Below are 18,301 nucleotides of genomic sequence, written 5' to 3' on the forward strand. Positions count from 1 at the left end.
AGTTGTTGAGAAAGATTTTTATGACGCTAGCTCCAAGGCGAAACCGATGTCGTTGAGCATTCGGTGATAATCGCCTCCATTATTGATATTGATGTTCTCTACCAGGACAGTGTGCCCACTTGCTCCCGGTGAGCCTTGTGCGCGAGTTTGGTACGCAGGCGTAACCCCAGCCCCAGTAGGAAGGTTCACGATCTCAGGACCGTGCTCACCCACAAGTGACCAGCCACCGCGGTCAGAGTTGGTACCGGCTGCATTCGAGCTGACGATCTTGAGAAGCTGTTTCTTCTTTTCGAGTGTTATCTCGCCACGGTTGTAGCGGTCATTCACGTTCTTAATAACTCGTATGTCGTCGTCGGATGCTTTTTGCTTAGCTCTTGAAGCGTTGTCAATCGCGTCCTTAGCTTTGTTCGCTGCATCGAGTATTAGTCCCATCGAAGCAAGCGCGGCTGCAATGACGATTGCGGGCATGACGATAGGAGCCAGGATGGCGGCCTTCAAAAGACCCAGCGATGTCATCATGGAAGGGATGGTCACCAATTGAAAGGTGGCGAAGCCGACCGTGAGAGCGTTGAACACGGCGTTGAATGCCATAGCCGTTGCGAGAGTGCCGAATAGGCCTACAAGACCCCAGATGACAGGGTTTCCACCTTCAATTCCTTCAACCAGCCAGCCAATGCCGTCTGAGACAAACTTGAACGCGTCTATTACTAAGCCAAGTGCCCCGACGAGTAACGTTCCGAGAACTGGAATGAGAGGCTCGATGACGTTGTGCCAGAGATCCTCAAGAATCGGCACCAGGTTAGTATTCACGCTTTGCCAGAGGGCATCAATCTTCGGACCGAGGTAGTCACCAATTTGTCTTGCGACCTCTTGGACTTTCGGAATGAACGAGTCAAAGGCTGCGATGCTTCCGGACGCGATGCCACCGAGCTGGTCACCAAGAGCTTCAAAGTTGAACTCGCCCAGCTTCCCCAGCTCGCTCGACACACGGTCGAAGATTGGCTTAGACGCGGCGCCGGCCATCATGACCAGCTTGTCCTTTACCTGCTCGAACCGTGCTGCAGTCGTCTTACCTTGCTTAGCAACAAGGTCGTAGTTGATACCCATCTCGCCAAGGGTCCTAGAGATGATTTCCATTGCCGGGACACCTTGAGCCTTGAGCTCATTGATACGTTTGCGTGGCAGGTTGAAGCGGTCGACTATAGATACCCAGTCGCCTGAGAGAGCTTCACGCAGGGCGAACATACCGCCCATCAATCCCTGTTCCGGATTTACTGAAGCCAGAATCTCGGCCTGCTTCACGAGGTCCTCTAGCGCAATGCCAGAACTGTTTGCCATCGGCACCAGGTTTGCGGTCGCATTAGCGAGGTCTGTAAAGCTGAACTGAGTGAGCGCTGCTTCCTTCTTCACCCAGGACAAGGTCTTGGCGACTTTGTCACCGTCCTGCATGAAGGCCAGGAGCTTCGTCTGGGCCTGCTCGACAGAGTTGTTGAAGCTAAACCCGAGCGCTGCACCCGTCCCTACAAATGCGGCAGCTGCAATACCGCCTGCAATGGCCGTCGTCTTGAGAACGCCACCTAGAGACCCAAGGGCAGACTTGAACTTGCTGGACTTACCTGACGCTCCATCCATCTCATCTGAAATCGAACGGATCGGCTTTGAGGCCTTGTCTTCAGCGGTGATGACGATGTTGATGTTGTTTGCCACTAAGAACTTCTCGTGGCGGCGCTATTTAGTTATAAGGTTTATTGCCGCTTCCTGCACCTAAATTAACACGTTCGTCCTTCAATTCCCAGATAGTACGAACAAGCCATTTAGCATCATAAGAGTCGGCTTCATACTGCGCACCTGAGAGATGAAAGTGCTCTCTATAACGAAACTCAAAAAGCATCTCGCGAATATCTTCGGGGATGCTTTGAGTGAGACCATGAACTATATGGTCCCGGAGTAGTTCTACGCTTTTAAACGGTCGGAACCAGTAGAGACGGCAAGGACTTCCAATTGCCATGCAAGGTTGAGAGCGTCTACAACGCCCGAAACTTCGTCAGACGTGAATTCATACGGTTCTTGGCTTCCATCGTCCTTAGTGTTGATGACGACACCTTTAGTGATGTTTTGAATGCAGTAGTCTCGAACAAGCTTGTTCAAACCTTTAACATCGTTAGATTCTTTAAGCTCCTCGATCTGGTCTGCGGACTCTTGAGCTTCCGAACCACTCACAGCTTTCACGATGAGGTAACATTCATCCCAGCCAATGCCGAATCCACTTAGGCTTAATCTTCGGGTCGCTCTCAAATTCAATGGCATATGTAGTTGTCCTTGTTTATCAATATAAAATCCACCCTATTTACGCATAGGGTGGATTATTAGTCAACGATGTAACTAGACAGTGAAGGTTGCTAAGTTATTAGTGATCTTAATAACGCAGTCTTTTCCAGCGTTCGCTAGGTCAGATTCAAAATAGAAGCTGATTGTTTGTATCACGGTGTCGTCCATACCGTCCGAGTCAGTGACCTCACGGAAACGAACCTTGGTACCGATGACTTCAATCTTTGATGTGCCGTTGATAGCACTGAAGCTCATGGCGTGGACAGCGTTGGTGAAGTATTCGTCCTCAAAGTCAGTCTTGCGGTACTTGACCACCATTGAGCCCTTGACCACAGCAGGAGCGCTGTCGAACTCTGGGTCGTCATTGACCTCACCTAGGTAGTGGTCAACAGTGGTTGATTCTTCGAAGTTGAACTCGACGCTGCGAGGGCGAACTTTTGAAGTCGTTTCATTCACGAGTCCAGCTGTGTTTGCTGCGATGAGTAATTTGACCTGGCGGCTGGTGAACTCTTTCTCCCCAGCTATGTACGCAGGAGGTGTCAAGCTACCGATGTCTTGGTGCTTCCAGCCCTTGAAGGCAGTGCTGCACTCCAACCAGGCACCCGCGTCGCCGACTTCGATGTTCAGGTTCAAGTTGTCCATGTAGAGAGACTTGAAGAGGCGGATATTAGCCGGGCGCACATCCCAGAAAGAGAAGGTCTTGCGAGGAAGAGATGGGTCTCGTTCAAGCGTGTGCGTATAAGTGCTGTCGCCATTGCTGATAGACGTGATCTTGTTGAACATCCCATTCGCCAGGAGTCCGAAGCCATCTTCTGTGACCTTGCCGCCTAGTGGTCCTTCAGAGTGCCATACATCGATGGCCGAGTCGTTGACCATAATGTCGCTACCAAGCGCAGACACGTTCTCGATAATTGAGGGAATTGAACGAAGGCCCTTATTGAGCCAACCAAATGTGTACTTCTTAGTAGCTGCAACGCCAGGAGCCGTTTCAAGGCTAAGTACGGCAAGCTCTCGTCGCTTCTTATATGAATTATGAGTCGACATCACCGTCCTCTTCTTTCTCGGCTGGATTAAGTGCCGCTGTTACCTCGTCACTATTCAATGCTTCTTCGTATGTATCAGCTTTCACGCTGAGGCCCAAGGTAGGGAAATACCAAGTCTTGATAAGTGCTTCTGTTGGGTTAGTTTCCTTCTTCTTTGTCATGTGCCCTCAATATGAACTATGACTTAGGAAACTGCAAGAGTTATCGATACGTATCGACGCTGTATTCGATATTGAAGGTAACCCATCCTTCAGACGTCCACTCAGCGTTGTTCTCAGCGTCTCCAAGCGTCTCGCGTGGGTTTACGCCATATTGCAAACTCATATTGGAAGCAATGGCATCAACGCCATCGAGAAGCGCATTGCGAAGTGCACCCTTTACGGTTTTGGCTTTGTAGCGTCGAGAGCCATCCACAAACTCCTGCCCTGCAATGAGGTCACGAATCTTCTTTTCCGTTAGGTCCAGTGGGTCTATGACATCGCCGGTGTAATCCTCACGCTTGTCTCGTAGAACCTTGATGCGTATCTGATCCGACACGTCATCCTCGCCTTGCTGAGCCTCTTTGGTGTCATCTGTGAGCTGCACAACGATGATGGCTGGCAGGTTAAACGATGGAATCACTTCAGGGTCGCCGTTGTAGTAGGTCTTCACGTCTTTACCGAACGTGAGCTTCATAAGGTCCAGAACTAGGCCAACTGATTCTTTTGTTTCGTTCATAGGAGATCCGCCTTATCCATCTGCTCGGTAATGTCACCAATCATGTACTTCACAACGCGGGCTGCACGTTGTTGGTCGATGCGCATCATCATGCGCTGCGGCATGTGCTTCGTGCCGTCCTGATGAAATTGAAAGTGATCAGAGCTATTCCAAAGTTCAAGCTTTCTTGCGCTGTCCTTAAATTGAAAGCTGCGCAACATTTCCCCGGACTGGATGAGCGGTGGACGACCAGGCCAGCGTCTTGCTTTCCAAGCCGCGTAGCTGTCATTTAGTCGCGGCCAAGGTTTACCGATAACACCACCGCGTGAGGCAAACACTTCACCCGAAAAGAACTTCGTTAGGTACAGTCCCGAAGCTCCCAGGCCTCGCTTCAAGTTCACACCGTCAGAGCCAATGAATCCCTTTAGCTTTGCCACGAGCTCCTTGTCCCCCTGGATCGTGACAGTGATGTCACTATCAGCCATTAGAACCTCTGCCCAATCGTGAACGCTCTGTCCTGGTCTCCAAAGTCATAGGCGACACCCTCAGAAGTCGACAGGTCCACACCGAGCTCATCAGTAATAGGGGTGTCACCGTCTGCGAGGTCTTGTAGCTGCTTACGTAGAGCTTCTAGGGCCTTCTGACTGGCTACGTCTCCATAGGCGTCGTGCTTCAGTGTGTATGCAGCGAGCTTGATGGTGAGTGTCCGTATCTTCTCAGGGACCGGAACGAATGGAACTGTGTAGCGGATAGCTAGGGCAGAGTCGATTTCAGCCTGTGCGCTTCTGCGTGCTTCTCGTACGTGGCGGTCAGCTAGGTTACTTGCCTTTTCAAAGCCCGCCTTCATGCGGATGTCTTCGAGTGTTGCGTAGGTAGTAATTATCGCCATATCTGGTCTCAATATGCGCCAGCAAAGCAAGTTCGTCAACTACTGCCACCGACATGCGCGTTCAGGATAGATAATCAACTCATGCCCAAATATGACGAAAACCCGGAACAGGCCGAAGCGGAAATCAGAGCCGCAAGTGACGCTGCTTCTAAGGCGGACTACGTTGTTGCCCTTGCTGAGGAAAACCTAGCGTTTGCCGAGCAGACGCTCGTGTATGCACGCGAAAGTGAGAAGGACGACGAAATCGCCGACGCTGAGCGTGAGCGTGAGCAGCTTCAGAGTGATCTAGACGCAATCAAAGTGGATGCTGAAGAAGCGACTGAGAACGCATATTCGGTGCAGGCTCACTGGGGCTTCTGAGAGTCTCTATTCGAGCGTCGGGTTTTCATTGCTGCTCGGCGTCTCCAAGTCTTGAACCGCGGTTACTAATTTGGCGTTGTCTCCGCCAAGCTGAGCGAAGTCTTGGGCGAGCCGCTTAATATCGTTAGGGATGTCGTGGAGTTTGTTTCTACGATCAAGTTCAGCGAGTAGTGCTACTCGGTGTTCTTCTAGTTGTGGGTCGGTGAGTTGAGTTAGGTCTTGCATAGTTTAGTTCTCGTTTAAGTTATTAGGCTGCTGTTCCTGGGAGGGTTGACGGCCAAGGCTGAGCTGTGTCATAAGAGGCGGCCCAGTACCTTGTACTAATTTCTCCACTATGAGTAATGCCATTTGTAGTGCTTAGGGGCGCAATTGACAGCATTTTAGTTACGCCCGAAGCAACCGAGGCGCTTATAATCGCACTGTTGTTTTCTATTGGCCTGAAAGAAGAGCCAAGGCTAACCCCAATATCGGCTATTAGGGGGGTGTTTGACGTAGAGGGTATATAAAGGTTGCTAGCTTGAATAAAAATGCGAGAACCAATCCGCCGTATTTGTAAGCTTCCACTCGTAATATTTCCTACAGGCGCTAAGGTGCTAATTTCACGCCACTTTGTATCACCTTCGAGTATTTCAAAACCAGTATTCCCCGTACCACTTTTCTTAATCCAAGAGCTTGCACCGTTAGTGAAAGCTGTATCAATGTAGATAGAACCGACGTTTGCGGTTACTACTCCGTTAGGGAAGCCAGTGCCTTGGCGTATTACTCGGTTATCTGTGATGTTCAGCTTTAGTGCATCTGCTGTGTCTACATAGCCTTTGTTAGCAACCTCAGCACTTACAGTCGGAGTGCCCACTTGAAATAGTCCACTTACGTTTCTTGATGGGACACTGTTCGGTGTTGCTGAATAGGCGTATTGGTAGGCTATTTGAGCGCCAGCGCCATCGGTTGCGTAAAGACGAGTGGGAGTAGAGAGGATATCTCGCTTCCCATCTAAAGCCGTCTGCTGGGCCGTACTCACTGGTTTAGCGGTATCTGCTGTGTTATCAGCGAGTGGTAGGCCTACATGGGCTTTAGTAATGCCTGTTGGTGTACCCGTAAACGTAGGAGAAGCAAGAGGGGCTTTCAGAGCGAGGTCAGTCGTTAGGTTAGTTACGTCTGCTTGAGCGTGAGTGTGAGCTGTGTTTGCCTTGCCTGATAGCCCAGAGGTGAGGGCGGTGTTGGTTGCGTAGTCACCTGTTGGCTGTTTGGTGTCGAGGGCGGTCTGAGTGGCAGAAGAGACAGGTTTGGCGAGGTCTGAGGTGTTGTCTACGTTATCTAGGCCAACTTGAGCTTTGGTAACAGCGTGAGGGTTAGACACGTTTGATGTGTGAGCAGTGAGTGCCGCGTTGCTCGACTTAGCATCCAACGCCGTTTGAAGCCCTGTGACGGTCGCTATTGGTTGAACCCCTGTATGAGTCGTTCGGTCACGTAAGGCATTGTCCGATGCGTTCTGAGTAGCGCCAGACGAGATCGTTGCGAGCTTCGTCTTCTCGACCTGGCTGTATTGCTTTGCTGTAGTGCCGTCCGGGATCTCGTCCTGGTTGAGCAGTACGGTCCCGACCTTTCCGTTTACAGATGCGGCAGTATTAGCCCATGCAGTGTAAAAGTCGCCAGAAGCGGTCTTCGTAAGCACCTGACCAGTTGTTCCGCCAGCTGGGACGCCGACACCATTAATTCCAGGGCTACCCACTGAAACGACTTCTATTCGTGTCTCATCAACGCTGACGTAAACGCGGTCCTCAATAACTTTGATCTGATCAGACATCAGGTACGTCCTTGCTCAGTGTCACCATCCCTCTCAACAGCCGCTTGATGGGCACTCCCCCTTGAAAGATATCGAGGTCATGGATAGCAGTGTCGAAGTCCAGGGCTGCAGTCACCGTGTAAGGCATCCCGATTACGATCTCGCCGGCTACGCCATTTACTGTGCAGAGAGGTTCAACTATTGGAAGACCATCACGTGTGCGGATCGCCATCTTGGCTTCCATGCCGGTCATGTTGACAGGTATCAAGGGGCTGAGTGGATTGGTTGGGTCTTGGTGAACGCTCCAAGACACCGTCTTGCTGAAGGTGATCCCTTGTTCAATCGTGAAGTCATACGTTCCGCTCATCTGCCCTGAATATGAACGAACAGGGCAGGAATGTAAAGAGCTCTAGTCCTTACGCCAGAACAGGAACATAGGCTCAGTTGGGTAGCTTTGGCTGACTGATACGAGTGTCCAACCTCTGACGCGGGTGCTGGCTAGCAGGTAGTCCACGTCATAGCTGTGTACGGGTGCGGAAATAGTGATGACCTTGTGCTCCATGTGGTGAACGTACCCGGAAGCTACGGAACCAGGTAAGCGACCTTGCAAGACGGACAGAACCAGTAAGGCGACTCCGCAAAGCCAGCGACATCAAGGCGCTGCAAGCAGGCCGGGCAGTTCGGCGTATCAATTTCATCCACGCTGGTCACCATACTCAGCCAGGTGGCGCGCTGCTACAGTGCGGTGTGACCCCGATTCTCAGTCTGTCCCCCCTCCTCCAAGCAGCTGTAGCTGTTATGCCAGCGCCGTGGTGGGGTGTCCCGATCATTGCGGGTAGCTTCCTCGTCATAGGTGCTGTTCTGGGGTACGTATCCAACAGTCTTCAGGACACAAAGAAGGCAAAGCGAGAACAGCTACGACGCTGGGATCAGAACGTTCTCGACCACACTTCACGAGTCATCCTCTTAACAATCCAGTTCATCCAAGACTCCGGAGATCACAGAAGGGCGGTGGAGATAAAACCAGGCGAGCCCCTGTCGTCGCCGATTAGTGAAACCACGCTGAGCAAGTTGCTGGCGACATACGAATCGCTTTCCAGCGAACTAGTATCGATGCGCCTCGTGACGACCGCTGAGGTACGAGCCCAAGTCAATGAGGTTCGAGACAATAGCTTTCTCTTGCTCATGGCTACTAACGTGGAACAGATGCATGAAGACTCAACGAGGCTAACCAAGTCTTTGGATGCACTGGAGTCGACTGTTCGAAAGCACTTCGGAATCAGCTAAGGCAAGCAAAGAGCACCCCGTAGTGGAGTGCTCTCTAGTCCTTCTAGTTGACTGACGTTATTCAGTTTCAACAGGTGGTTCAGTTGGAGTCTCAGTTTGGACTTCTTCAACAGGTGGTTCCACAACCTCTACTGGTGTACGAGCTGCTTCGATAGCAGCGTCGATGTCTTTGTGAGTCTTCAACCCAGTCACGTCGAGGATTAGGCCTTCAGCTTCAGCAGCTGCAATCTTCTCCTTTATCGTGAGTGTTCGTTCAACAGCCGGCGCTTCACCTTCTAGTGTGAAGATTGGGTCATTGCTGATGGCTTTGTACTGCTCATCAGTCAATGGACCTTCATAGCCACCGTCGCGAGGGACGATAACGCCCTCACGAGTTCGGCTCTCAGCTAGGAAGTTGAACGGAAGAGTTACTTTGTAGGTTACTTCTGACATTCTCAGTCCTCCTAGTTAGCGATTGCGCCGACGATTAGTTGGTGGTTGCCGTAACCGGCGTTGTGACGAGCACGAGTACCCCATGTGAATACGTCCTTATCGAACGCACGGTCGCTGTTGAGGTCAGTCTTCGCGAGAAGAGTGATAGCTACACGGATTTGAAGTACGAATGGTAGGAGGCCTTGTGAGAGGTCTGCAATTGCCCATTTCTTGCTTGTCTTGTCGAGGTTCTTCAAAACAACAACTTTGTAAGCTTCGAAGTAAGGGTTGCTTACTGCGATTCCGCCAACGTTGATGATTGCTGAGTTTACGAATGTGTTCGCAGCTGACTTCAATGCAGGACCAACAATCAAGTGAGTTCCGCTGTAACCAAGTGGGTCACCAGCATCATCGACTTGGCCAGCTAGCAATACTTCCATTGCGTCGATGTTGGTTGGTGTGATGTCTTTAGCTGTTCCCAGGTTGTTGCCACCAGTGGCGTGAGCAGCATCAATGAAGTTCTGTCCATCGAATACAGGAGTTGTCCAACCTAGGTCGAAGGCTTTAGTGATCAATGATGTGTAGTGCTTGCCAGCTTTAGTAGCTAGAGCGTTTACAGCCATCATGATTTGACCAGTACGGTCGTCTTCGATTGCATCGCGGTCTACGTCAAGAGTTGATTCCCATTTCTTGTTCGTAATCTCGTAGTTGAACTTGCTCAATGTGCCAGGGATACGTTCAGACTTGAACTCACGAAGGCCTGGGATTGAACCTAACCACGCGTATTGCTCGCTGAGGTTCTTGCTATTGACTGGCATAGCGATTTCTTTCCAAGCGTCGGCATCAGTTGCGTTCTTGAAACGTTCCTGCCATGTCACGTTGATGTTTGTGTTTAGTGCTCCTAGGAGTTCTTTTGTAATTACTGTCATCTAGTTAAGTTCCTTTCTACAGACCTTAGATTTTTACGCGCACTTCGGTTGCTGATACGAACTTCACCACGGTGCCAACGAGGACGAGGTTAGTAGTGGTCAGACCAACTACGTTGTCGTCTACGGCGTATACCGGCTTGCCCACTGCTGCTTGTGTTGCTCCGACGATCGGGAATGAGAAGCTTCCTTCTCTCCATACGCGTACGTATGACTGTGCTGCGATGTTGCTGTCCGCAGTCTCCATCGCTACACCAGCGAATTTTTCGCCTGCGACGTCAGCGCCCTTTTTAGCGAAGCCTGCTGCGTTGGTACTTACAATGCTTCCTGAGAACACCTTCGTTGCTGGTGCAAGGTCGACATCGAGTAAGATGCCGTCTTTTTGTTGATCTGGTCGTGATGCTGTTAGGTTTGCCATTCTGATCTCCTTCTATTTCTTAGCTGCTGCTTTAAGTTGTTCTTTCTTGTACGCCTTCACTGTTTCAAGGTCGTTGCCAAACTGTTCAGCTTGCTCGATTTCTTCCTTGGTCAGTTCGACTTCTTCATCTTCTTCCTTGCCTGATCCCTCAGCTGAGGCCATCAGTGGGTTGCTAGGAAGCGCTTCTAGGAATGATGTGAGCTTTGTGCGGTTGGCTTCCGTAGATGCCATCAGTAGTTCAACGCCGTGTTCGAGCTGGTCGCTCTTGATTGCGCCGCGTTCTACTTGTGCCTTCACTGATGAGGTGAGGCGAGTCTTCAGAAGTTCTTGCTGTGCTTCACGTCCAGCCTTCGCGTCAGCTTCTAGGGCTGATACAGATGCTTGGAGCTTGGTGAACATTGCTTTCTGGTCTTTGCTCATACCTTTTGTAGAAGCTTCGAGCTTTGTCGCTTCGTCAGCGGCCTGTGCATCAGCAGCAGCCTGGTCATCGATGACCTTCTGAGCGTCGATTGCATCTTGAGCTTCTTTGGCTTCACGAGCGGTCTTCGCTTCGTCTGTTTCGACAGCTTCAACTTCGAGTCCAAAAGCAGTTAGCTCTTCGGCAGTCAGTTCAGCTTTGTTCTCTTCGAGGAATGCTTTCTCTTCAGCAGAGAGATCTTCCAGTTTCTTTGCGCGGATTGTCTTCAAATCCATATCTTCTCCTTCATCTTTATTTGAACCACTCCGGGCCGATGCCATTACTGGCTTCAGCTTCTTGAATAGTGGGTCATTGGTTAATGTCGCGCCGGTCAGAACATTGACCAGTACTTCGTCTTCGTTCTCAGGGTTCACGAAAGGTTGAGCCCGAGTATTGAACTCAAACGAGATGTACCGGTACTCATCACGGTCGAGTTTTTCTTTGCCTAGTGCAGTCCAGGTAACGGATGCCATGAACTTGTTGTCCACGACGTAGACACTGTTGATTCGGAATGCAGCAGGAGTGTCACCACCTAAGTGGTCAAGAGTGCCAGGAAGCGGTTCAGTACCGTTTACACGGTAGATACCCGCATCAAAGTGAGTTACAGCCTCATTGAAGTCATTTACTGTAAGTTCAAAGTTGCCGTGCCAAGGTGTTCGCCAAGACCCAACTTGAGCAATCTCAATCTCTGTTGGATATTTACCAGTCGCATCAGCCTTTAGAGCGTGTGCTAGTAAAACGGCTTTCTGGGTCTTAGTGGTCTTCATCTTCCCTGAATATGCGGTGTTCGCTATTCCTTGTCAATAGGAATTGGTTTACATTAAGCACAGGTTCGAAACAATTCGAACTCGCACCTCTCTCTCACTCCAAACCTCCTAAACAAACATCAAAGAAGCGCCTACTCGCAGTGGCGCTTCTTTACTTGGTTACTTTGGGTAATTGATGATGCGTCCGCAACGGCACCTAACGTGTCCAGGGGGCATCCGTCTCTCGTCGCCGTTACCTAGGATGAAATACTCACCTATTGGCTTAGTGACGCCGTCCAGCGGCTTACAGAGTGTGCAAGCGCCCAAGAGGCAGTCCCACGTGCTGCTCTCAGCCCCGGTCTCAACTGCGAAGAGTTCAATGCCTGACTGGTAAGCAGTAACGGCTTCCGTTTGAGCAATCATTTCGGCACGTACTGGATTAGAAATCCGCTTCATAATTCGAGCCTTCATTGCTGCACCGTCTTCCCCTAGTTCGATGCTCGTTTTAATCGACTGCTGGATGTATCGCCTGGTGCTCTCATTGACTTGGCTGACCATCTGGGCCGTCTGTGTCTCAGCTGCAACAAGGATGGCTTCATTCAGCGTTGAGAAGCCCATAGGGATGCTGTAGATGATCTCTCCGGCGTTTGCTCCGATTACTTGGAGCTCAGTGATGTTTGCCAGGACTGAGGCCATAAGCAGCGCCGCTTCGGCCTTCCAAACCTCGTCGCTCATTGGAAGTGTGGTGTCGGCTCTCAACTGCATCAGCTTCGGGTCGTTCCAGTTGATGAGCTTAGGAATGCGCTCGGCAAGCCCTAGAAGGTACTCGTTGGCACTGGCCTGTAATGCAGCCTCTTCATGTACTAATCGCTTGAACGTAGAAGGAGACGCCTTATAGCTAGCCTCCCAAGGTTCACTCTCGAGGATGGCCGCGTTTAGGTGCGTATGCGCATCAAGCAGCTGCCGGCGGTTGGGCATAAAGAGCTTTTTCTACGCTCGCACGGAGCGCTTTTAGTTCCCTGATTGATGCGGTGAGGTTTGCATCAACCTTTTCCACAGGCTTCAGCTCGGGCTTCTTGTAATCCTCTTCAAGATCATCCACAGGGACTTGAGCCCAGCCGAGTTGCTTGCGGACTGTGTTCTCATCAGTAGGTCGGGCGTGGAGGACTCCTGCAGCTGTGTACTTAGCTACGGCTTCACTCAGCACCGGTACGTTGTCATCACTCGTCTTGCTGACACGGAGAGTCGGGTAGTCCCGGTCTGTGAAGTTCAGGTCAACCAGGTTACGGACCACAGTGTTTTGAAGCACGTTGACGATGTATTTAGCGATGTTCTCGACAGCCTTCTCAAGAATGGTGCTTTGGTCCTCTGATGTAGAACGTGTACCACTTGAACCTGCTGCGCCGATCTCCATAAATGCAGCCAGAACGTTCTTCATGATTTGACGGTCGTGGTGATTAATAGAAGGTTCGGTGTCCTTCATGCTCTTTGCCTTCATGTCGAGGAATTGGATGATCCAGTTCTCTGGGTGCTCGATAAATGAGTTCTCAGACGCGCGTAGAGCCCTTGCAGCCGCCCGGATACGCTGCTTGTCTAAATCAGTTGCACCTTTAGGCACGGTGATGTCCAGGACGCCGAGAGCTTGTCGCTCGTGACCTACTGCATCGATCTTGTAGAGCTTGTCCTTCATGTACCAGTGCTTGTAAGCCGGCCGAAGGATAGAGCGCCCGACATAGTTGTCGCCTTCTTGACGGTTGGTGAACCGGACCAACTTCACTTGAGAGATGCTGAAACGGTCGGCGCCAACGTGCTGTGTAACACCTGGCTTGCCGTCCGCTGTCTCCCACGCCTTGATGGTTGTCTGCTTGCGGTACGCCAGCTTCACGAGTGCGATACGCAGCTTTCCGTTCACTACTCGTGGTTTATAGTCGGCCTCAAACAGTGAGAAGCCGAACTCTAGGTAGGTCAGGCACTCTCCAATGAACTGGTCCCAATCAATAATGTGGCGAAGGCAGTCGTAAACGAAGTCAGCTACTTCTTTGTCAGCATCTTCATCACTGGCCGGGTCAACTGTAAAGTCAGCGGCCAGTACAGGTGTCTTGACGATTGCGAGAGAAGCCTCAACAGTTGCATCATTGCTGCGCATCTCGTTGTAGGTCTTCATTGCTTGGTCGTCTCTTAGGTTGAAGTTGTACTCTTCACCGGTAATCTGACCGGAGCTGATTGTAGTTCCGGATTTACCGGACTCTTTAGAGGTGATTACTTTTACTTCAATAGACGCCATATCTCCTTTCAAAATAACCTAAAAGTCGCGGTCTAGCAATCCTTCAAATTCCAAATCGTCGTAATCGTCTTCTGTCACTTCATCAACTGCAATGTTGGCTTCATAGAAGGCGAGTATCAATGCATCAGCTTCATCGGGTGACCTATTGCCACGCTTCTTATAGTCCTGCTTGCTCTCAATTGCCCTACGACCCTTAGTGTCCATTTTCCAGAGGCGACTCGTAAGTTCACCTAGTAAGCCGTCATTCATTGGAAGATCTATTGTCGGCATAATAGAGGCCAGATAAAACCACATCTCACTGATGAGGTTGGGGTACTTGTCGGGTTCTGATGACATAGAACCGAAGTTAATCGGCATCACCCAGTAGCCGCGGAGAATCAGTTCGTCGGTCACTCCCCCACCAACGCCCGTGTCGTCAATCTTGATGAGCACGTTCTTGTCGTGGGCCACGAAGAGTTCGAGCTTGTCACACACCTCAGTGGTCCGTAGATGCGTATATGAAGCGCTGTCCACCAGCTTGAGGCCCTTACGCTTCTTGAACACTGTCCGGTCGTCACCCATGCGAGCAACGTCCACACCCACTTGGATAGCACCTTCGTCATCTACTACCCGGTTCATTGCATCGAGTGCAGCGCGGCGGCTGATGATGGAGTTGTCTGCCTGGTCTACCGGCTCACCTAGCCACACGTGGGCGAACAGACCAGGATCCTTGCGATCTTCTTCCATCTCCATGCGCAGTGTCTCAGGGAAGAGCCCTGCGCGGTCCAGAACGTCATAGTTCACCTGGGCGCTGTAGGTGTGAGCTGGTTTCTTCATCACGTACCGGACATAGACAGGGTCGAGCTCGGCGAATCGGTTGAACGTGAATATTAGCTGGCTGCCCTCTTTACGGATAGTCGGAGCCAACACTTTAAGACTGGCCTCACTGATGCTCTGAGCTTCCTCCACCCATGCGATGTCGATACCTTCCATCGACTTGATCTCGTTGACGTTGTGCCTGAGTCCAGCAAATAAGAACTCGGTGCCGGTCACCTTATTGCGGATGATCTTGTCCGTCACCTCATAGTCGATGAAGCCGTTCTCCTCGATGATGTCGCGCAGCAGCTTGTGAACTGAGTCGCTGATGGTGTTTTGAATTTCACGCGTACAGAGGATGCGTAGGCGCTTCTGCCGGCCGCGAAGTATGAGGGCGAGACCTACGTGCTTTGACTTACCTGAACCACGCCCACCGTAGAAGACGATGTTTCGCCAGGACTCATTGAACAGCTCCTTGAACTCGTCAAGAAACTTGATCTTTACCGTCGGGAGTTGTGACGCCACCGATAAACTCCACCAACGCGATCGGTTGGTCTTTAGTGGTGTGATCGATAGACGATCGTTCTACCCACTCATCAAAGTTGTTAGTGAGACTGAAGCGCGCGCCACTAGACGCACCAGTATAAAGCTGCCCCTCGGCGTAGGCCTCACAGCGGGCCTTAGCTTGCTGCACCGTGGGGAAAAATTCAGCTTTATTCGCATAATTGAGCAAGGTTTTTCGGTCAACATTTAGGTGAAGCGCCAGGCCGGAAAGCAAGTAAGGCTTTTGCCCGGTCATGACCTTGCGCATACCAAAAGTGGTCTCGCCCTTCAGCGAAGTACCAGTCGGGCCCATCTGGTTTTCGATGTGAGGATCGCAGTCCTCGAAGTAGCTATCAACAGCTTCTTGCAGTTCGGCGGCACTCTTGAATAGAAGCGGTCGTCCTACGGGAGCTGTATCATCTTCTATTACTGGTGTTTCAGGTTTCAACATTATGTGCGTCTATTTATACACACTGGCGCAGTTTTGTGAAGAGCCCTCTTAGTCCGCTCCATTTTTCCTCGTACTCAAAATCGTAGGGAGGCGAGAATCTTTTTGTCTGCCTTTTAGAAAGGTATTTACCGGTACCGACGTCACGCACCCACTTCTGCCCCCTGGAATCTATGAAGCCGATGCGCGTCGGCATGGCGTAGGTTGGCAGCCATATTGCCGCCTGCTGATCGTGACCACGCCCCGCGAAGTAATTCCGGTGGATAACCGCCACCGCAACCCAGCCTTCTCTCGGGTCCTGCCTGTAAACATAAAGCATCCGGATTGGGTTGGGTCCCGTGTTGTGAATATGCAGCACCCGTTTAGAAACCACCTCAGAAAAGTTGTGGCTACGTCGCTTGAGGAAGCGCTGCCTGGTCCATTCACGATCGAAGATGCTTCCGGTGAACACCCGGTGACCGCCCTCAAACCATGTCAATACTTGGTCCGCTTCCTGACGGCGCTGACGTTGATGATCGTGATCAAGAATAATGAGCCCCAATAACAGCGTCCCGACCGTGCCCACGGCGGCTAGCCAATCTGCGACGCTTCCGAAATCCATGGCGCGAGCCTAGCGCCGAGCGAGAACCGAGCGCACGTCACTTAGAAAAATTGCGTCCGGCCTGCGGCGCTACTTCGCGTCCACGGTTTGGTGGTGTTGATGATGCGTCAGAGAGATTTTACGCGGCGTGACAGGTGAGCATCGGTAGGATTATCCGGTGTCATACTCCACATCTCGACTTCGCGATTTTGAAGCGATCACCCTCTCACTGGCTGAGCACGTCACCGGATCTACCCCGCATTCGACAGTGGCGCTCGGCGACTCCCTTGAATTGCTGAAGCGGCTCCCCGACGCATCCGTCTCATTAATTCTGACTGATCCCCCGTATCATTCCACCAAAAAGGGGAACATTTACGGCGACAAGGCATTCCAAGAGGACGAGCACTTCCTCGACTGGATGGAGCAGTTCGCCGTTGAGTGGAAGCGAATCTTGCGCCCGAGCGGGACGCTGTACGTTTTCTGCTCAGCTGAGATGTCCGCACGACTTGAAGTGATGATGTCGAAGTATGTGCGTCCGATAAATCACGTTACGTGGACGAAGCCAAACCTTCCGGGCTACGACGGATGGAAGGGGAAGATGAACAAGGAGCAGTTACGCACCTGGTACCCGCATTCCGAGCGCATTTTGGTGTTCGAACATGGCTCATACGGCGACATCAACGCAAACCGTAAGTCATTGATGGGTGAGTATCTAACTCAGTGCCGGAAAGCAGCTCGAATCTCTGGCAAAGAGCTAACTGAGATAACTGGCGCGTACGGAAAAGTGAATCATGGTGGTGCCGTTGCGAATTGGGAAGCGGGGCGCAACATTCCGAGTCGGGCGCAGTATGCACTGATAGTTGCCGCACTTGAGAGCCGTGGAGTTGAAGCGATGCTTCCCTACGAGGACATCATTCGGCCCATGAACGTCCATGGGGGCGTTGAGTTCACAGACGTGTGGAATTTCATGAGCGTGCGTCCTTATAAGGGGAAGCACCCAGCGGAGAAGCCGATCGACATGCTGCGGCACATCATCACCGCGTCAAGCTACCCCGGCGACGTCGTGCTCGACTGCTTTGCCGGTTCGGGTTCGACTGGTGTAGCTGCTCTAGAACTCGAGCGTCTCGCCGTCTGTATGGACATAGAAGAAGACTGGGCAGAACGTATTACTCGCGACCTGGCACAGGTCGAACCACTCGCGGAAGAAGCCATCCCTCGGCGTTCAGTAAAACAAGCGCCTCAAAGATCATTCGAACTAGTCTCCAACGCCCTCTTCGATTGACTCGGCAACCTCCGCGATAGCCTCCCAGCTATCGCCGTTGTTGTCGAGAACGCCTTTCATCCACTGAAGGGTTGGTATGAGACCGGCATCCTTAACGACCACATTGCAGAAGTGATGACCCCAGCCAAGGTTGTAGGGGCGGTGCTCAAGCTTTCCGACACGTAGTTCTTGAATATGAAAGAGGCTGACTTCGGTGGTCGTAAGATCTTCGACTTCACGGCCTTCAGCTTGGACTGTAAGCTTCAGATAGTCCGCCGCAGGGATGCGAATAAGACACAAGGGACAAACAGTCCTGTGCTCACCATCAATCATGCGGATCTTCTCTAAACGGTCTAGGTCTAACAACCCGGCGGCATCCGCATTACTCAACTGAAGGATTCGGCGTGCTTCCGCGTCCTTACGGTCCATACCAGCATCCGTTAGTGCGTCTACCGCGTCTTCACAGAGCCAAAGAAGCGCTTCGAGCTGAAGGCGAGTATGTTCGAGGTTCTCGTTCGAAGCATATTCATAGACCCTGATGCCAGCGCCGCGACTGGAAGTCTCGTTGAAGCCGTGCACGAGTTGCGCGACACCTTCAGTAGCCGTGGTCCCATGGATACGGGCGACGTAGATACCGTCGAGGTCGCCTTGTCGCGCGTTGGCAGGACGAAATAGCTTCCCGTTGGGCAACGGTCCGGTCCCGTAATTGGTGTAGTGGTTCCAGTCCGAACGCCGCTGATAGTAAAGCAGTGCGTTCACTCCTAGCTCGAGTCCTTCCTTTGCAAGGACACCGTCAGCATCTTGCGTTTCGAAATACCAGGACGGTTGAAGAAGAACGATGAAACCATTTTCATACTTCTCACCGGGCGCTGGCTCCCTGCATTCTTCCCAATCTGAAAACGGGATCAGGACGGTGCTGTTTCGACTAACGCGATTCTGATAGATCTGTTTCATGTCAGCGCCGCGAGTTTGACCGGTCTTATAGAGCTTCCGGTTCACGAAGCTTGGAAGGGCGGGAATACGCGTTTTAGGAGGCACGCGTTAAA

At 51.5% G+C, this 18,301-nt stretch carries 23 protein-coding genes; 3 read left to right on the forward strand and 20 right to left on the reverse strand.

The features are described from left to right. Nucleotides 1-18: 18 nt before the first annotated feature. From E3O62_RS02455 to E3O62_RS02480, 7 genes are all read right to left on the reverse strand, one after another. Nucleotides 19-1,707 carry a hypothetical protein gene (locus E3O62_RS02455; protein ID WP_134397412.1) on the reverse strand — a complete coding sequence of 563 codons (1,689 nt, stop codon included), beginning with the start codon at nt 1,705-1,707 and terminating at the stop codon, nt 19-21. Between the two features lie 246 nt (nt 1,708-1,953). Then, nucleotides 1,954-2,307, reverse strand: coding sequence for a hypothetical protein (locus E3O62_RS02460; RefSeq protein ID WP_134397413.1), 354 nt, complete (start codon nt 2,305-2,307; stop codon nt 1,954-1,956). Between the two features lie 75 nt (nt 2,308-2,382). Further along, nucleotides 2,383-3,372 (reverse strand): hypothetical protein, encoded by a 990-nt coding sequence (locus tag E3O62_RS02465; protein WP_134397414.1) that lies wholly within the window; start codon nt 3,370-3,372, stop codon nt 2,383-2,385. Then, nucleotides 3,359-3,532 (reverse strand): hypothetical protein, encoded by a 174-nt coding sequence (locus E3O62_RS16480; RefSeq protein ID WP_166786394.1) that lies wholly within the window; start codon nt 3,530-3,532, stop codon nt 3,359-3,361. Before E3O62_RS16480 ends, E3O62_RS02465 begins: the two co-directional genes overlap by 14 nt. A gap of 40 nt (nt 3,533-3,572) precedes the next feature. Then, on the reverse strand, nt 3,573-4,088 hold the full coding sequence (locus E3O62_RS02470; protein WP_134397415.1) for a hypothetical protein: 516 nt from the start codon (nt 4,086-4,088) through the stop codon (nt 3,573-3,575). Continuing rightward, nucleotides 4,085-4,552: a hypothetical protein gene (locus E3O62_RS02475; protein WP_134397416.1), complete on the reverse strand. Its 468-nt coding sequence runs from the start codon at nt 4,550-4,552 to the stop codon at nt 4,085-4,087. The genes E3O62_RS02470 and E3O62_RS02475 overlap by 4 nt, the downstream gene beginning before the upstream one ends. Next, on the reverse strand, nt 4,552-4,956 hold the full coding sequence (locus E3O62_RS02480) for a phage protein Gp36 family protein (RefSeq protein ID WP_134397417.1): 405 nt from the start codon (nt 4,954-4,956) through the stop codon (nt 4,552-4,554). The genes E3O62_RS02475 and E3O62_RS02480 overlap by 1 nt, the downstream gene beginning before the upstream one ends. Before the next feature lie 81 nt (nt 4,957-5,037). On the opposite strand from E3O62_RS02480, the gene E3O62_RS02485 reads away from it, so the two are divergent. Further along, the gene (locus tag E3O62_RS02485) at nt 5,038-5,316 is read left to right on the forward strand and encodes a hypothetical protein (protein WP_134397418.1); all 279 of its coding nucleotides are present in this window, start codon (nt 5,038-5,040) and stop codon (nt 5,314-5,316) included. Between the two features lie 6 nt (nt 5,317-5,322). Here E3O62_RS02485 and E3O62_RS02490 read toward each other — a convergent pair whose 3' ends face one another. Genes E3O62_RS02490 through E3O62_RS02500 form a run of 3 tightly spaced genes read right to left on the reverse strand, consistent with a single transcriptional unit; the run spans nt 5,323 to nt 7,466 of the window. Then, nucleotides 5,323-5,541: a hypothetical protein gene (locus E3O62_RS02490; protein WP_134397419.1), complete on the reverse strand. Its 219-nt coding sequence runs from the start codon at nt 5,539-5,541 to the stop codon at nt 5,323-5,325. 22 nt (nt 5,542-5,563) lie between these two features. Beyond that, a complete protein-coding gene (locus tag E3O62_RS02495; RefSeq protein ID WP_134397420.1) occupies nt 5,564-7,120 on the reverse strand; it encodes a hypothetical protein in 1,557 nt (518 codons plus the stop codon). Beyond that, nucleotides 7,113-7,466: a hypothetical protein gene (locus E3O62_RS02500; protein WP_134397421.1), complete on the reverse strand. Its 354-nt coding sequence runs from the start codon at nt 7,464-7,466 to the stop codon at nt 7,113-7,115. The genes E3O62_RS02495 and E3O62_RS02500 overlap by 8 nt, the downstream gene beginning before the upstream one ends. A 380-nt stretch (nt 7,467-7,846) precedes the next feature. On the opposite strand from E3O62_RS02500, the gene E3O62_RS02505 reads away from it, so the two are divergent. Next, entirely contained in the window at nt 7,847-8,386 is a 540-nt protein-coding gene (locus E3O62_RS02505; RefSeq protein ID WP_134397422.1) for a hypothetical protein, read from the forward strand. A gap of 57 nt (nt 8,387-8,443) precedes the next feature. On the opposite strand, the gene E3O62_RS02510 is transcribed toward E3O62_RS02505, so the two are convergent. The 9 genes from E3O62_RS02510 to E3O62_RS02550 form a co-directional block, all read right to left on the reverse strand. Then, nucleotides 8,444-8,818: a hypothetical protein gene (locus tag E3O62_RS02510; protein ID WP_134397423.1), complete on the reverse strand. Its 375-nt coding sequence runs from the start codon at nt 8,816-8,818 to the stop codon at nt 8,444-8,446. A gap of 11 nt (nt 8,819-8,829) precedes the next feature. Continuing rightward, nucleotides 8,830-9,726 carry a Mu-like prophage major head subunit gpT family protein gene (locus tag E3O62_RS02515; RefSeq protein WP_134397424.1) on the reverse strand — a complete coding sequence of 299 codons (897 nt, stop codon included), beginning with the start codon at nt 9,724-9,726 and terminating at the stop codon, nt 8,830-8,832. Nucleotides 9,727-9,751: 25 nt separating this feature from the next. Then, the gene (locus tag E3O62_RS02520) at nt 9,752-10,141 is read right to left on the reverse strand and encodes a capsid cement protein (RefSeq protein WP_134397425.1); all 390 of its coding nucleotides are present in this window, start codon (nt 10,139-10,141) and stop codon (nt 9,752-9,754) included. 12 nt (nt 10,142-10,153) lie between these two features. Next, nucleotides 10,154-11,365 carry a phage protease gene (locus E3O62_RS02525; protein ID WP_134397426.1) on the reverse strand — a complete coding sequence of 404 codons (1,212 nt, stop codon included), beginning with the start codon at nt 11,363-11,365 and terminating at the stop codon, nt 10,154-10,156. A gap of 159 nt (nt 11,366-11,524) precedes the next feature. After that, complete coding sequence (locus tag E3O62_RS02530) at nt 11,525-12,322, reverse strand: hypothetical protein (RefSeq protein ID WP_134397427.1); 798 nt, start codon at nt 12,320-12,322, stop codon at nt 11,525-11,527. Beyond that, a complete protein-coding gene (locus E3O62_RS02535; RefSeq protein WP_134397428.1) occupies nt 12,297-13,628 on the reverse strand; it encodes a DUF935 family protein in 1,332 nt (443 codons plus the stop codon). The genes E3O62_RS02530 and E3O62_RS02535 overlap by 26 nt, the downstream gene beginning before the upstream one ends. Nucleotides 13,629-13,646: 18 nt before the next feature. Further along, a complete protein-coding gene (locus tag E3O62_RS02540) occupies nt 13,647-14,948 on the reverse strand; it encodes a PBSX family phage terminase large subunit (protein ID WP_166786395.1) in 1,302 nt (433 codons plus the stop codon). Next, a complete protein-coding gene (locus E3O62_RS02545; RefSeq protein WP_134397430.1) occupies nt 14,908-15,417 on the reverse strand; it encodes a terminase small subunit in 510 nt (169 codons plus the stop codon). Before E3O62_RS02545 ends, E3O62_RS02540 begins: the two co-directional genes overlap by 41 nt. Nucleotides 15,418-15,430: 13 nt before the next feature. Further along, nucleotides 15,431-16,015: a hypothetical protein gene (locus tag E3O62_RS02550; protein WP_134397431.1), complete on the reverse strand. Its 585-nt coding sequence runs from the start codon at nt 16,013-16,015 to the stop codon at nt 15,431-15,433. A gap of 157 nt (nt 16,016-16,172) precedes the next feature. On the opposite strand from E3O62_RS02550, the gene E3O62_RS02555 reads away from it, so the two are divergent. Beyond that, on the forward strand, nt 16,173-17,276 hold the full coding sequence (locus tag E3O62_RS02555; RefSeq protein WP_198413749.1) for a site-specific DNA-methyltransferase: 1,104 nt from the start codon (nt 16,173-16,175) through the stop codon (nt 17,274-17,276). Here E3O62_RS02555 and E3O62_RS02560 read toward each other — a convergent pair. Continuing rightward, on the reverse strand, nt 17,250-18,293 hold the full coding sequence (locus E3O62_RS02560) for a BstXI family restriction endonuclease (RefSeq protein ID WP_198413750.1): 1,044 nt from the start codon (nt 18,291-18,293) through the stop codon (nt 17,250-17,252). The genes E3O62_RS02555 and E3O62_RS02560 overlap by 27 nt on opposite strands. Between the last annotated feature and the right edge of the window lie 8 nt (nt 18,294-18,301).

The sequence above is a fragment of the Cryobacterium sp. TMT2-15-1 genome, from assembly GCF_004402345.1.
GTDB classification, from domain to species: Bacteria; Actinomycetota; Actinomycetes; order Actinomycetales; family Microbacteriaceae; genus Cryobacterium; species Cryobacterium sandaracinum.

Coding starts and splice junctions, on each gene's coding strand:
- E3O62_RS02460 (WP_134397413.1), bottom strand. CDS start 2,307: ATGCCATTGAATTTGAGAGCGACCCGAAGATTAAGCCTAAGTGGATTC.
- E3O62_RS02465 (WP_134397414.1), bottom strand. CDS start 3,372: ATGTCGACTCATAATTCATATAAGAAGCGACGAGAGCTTGCCGTACTT.
- E3O62_RS16480 (WP_166786394.1), bottom strand. CDS start 3,532: ATGACAAAGAAGAAGGAAACTAACCCAACAGAAGCACTTATCAAGACT.
- E3O62_RS02470 (WP_134397415.1), bottom strand. CDS start 4,088: ATGAACGAAACAAAAGAATCAGTTGGCCTAGTTCTGGACCTTATGAAG.
- E3O62_RS02475 (WP_134397416.1), bottom strand. CDS start 4,552: ATGGCTGATAGTGACATCACTGTCACGATCCAGGGGGACAAGGAGCTC.
- E3O62_RS02480 (WP_134397417.1), bottom strand. CDS start 4,956: ATGGCGATAATTACTACCTACGCAACACTCGAAGACATCCGCATGAAG.
- E3O62_RS02485 (WP_134397418.1), top strand. CDS start 5,038: ATGCCCAAATATGACGAAAACCCGGAACAGGCCGAAGCGGAAATCAGA.
- E3O62_RS02490 (WP_134397419.1), bottom strand. CDS start 5,541: ATGCAAGACCTAACTCAACTCACCGACCCACAACTAGAAGAACACCGA.
- E3O62_RS02495 (WP_134397420.1), bottom strand. CDS start 7,120: ATGTCTGATCAGATCAAAGTTATTGAGGACCGCGTTTACGTCAGCGTT.
- E3O62_RS02500 (WP_134397421.1), bottom strand. CDS start 7,466: ATGAGCGGAACGTATGACTTCACGATTGAACAAGGGATCACCTTCAGC.
- E3O62_RS02510 (WP_134397423.1), bottom strand. CDS start 8,818: ATGTCAGAAGTAACCTACAAAGTAACTCTTCCGTTCAACTTCCTAGCT.
- E3O62_RS02515 (WP_134397424.1), bottom strand. CDS start 9,726: ATGACAGTAATTACAAAAGAACTCCTAGGAGCACTAAACACAAACATC.
- E3O62_RS02520 (WP_134397425.1), bottom strand. CDS start 10,141: ATGGCAAACCTAACAGCATCACGACCAGATCAACAAAAAGACGGCATC.
- E3O62_RS02525 (WP_134397426.1), bottom strand. CDS start 11,365: ATGAAGACCACTAAGACCCAGAAAGCCGTTTTACTAGCACACGCTCTA.
- E3O62_RS02530 (WP_134397427.1), bottom strand. CDS start 12,322: ATGCCCAACCGCCGGCAGCTGCTTGATGCGCATACGCACCTAAACGCG.
- E3O62_RS02535 (WP_134397428.1), bottom strand. CDS start 13,628: ATGGCGTCTATTGAAGTAAAAGTAATCACCTCTAAAGAGTCCGGTAAA.
- E3O62_RS02545 (WP_134397430.1), bottom strand. CDS start 15,417: ATGTTGAAACCTGAAACACCAGTAATAGAAGATGATACAGCTCCCGTA.
- E3O62_RS02550 (WP_134397431.1), bottom strand. CDS start 16,015: ATGGATTTCGGAAGCGTCGCAGATTGGCTAGCCGCCGTGGGCACGGTC.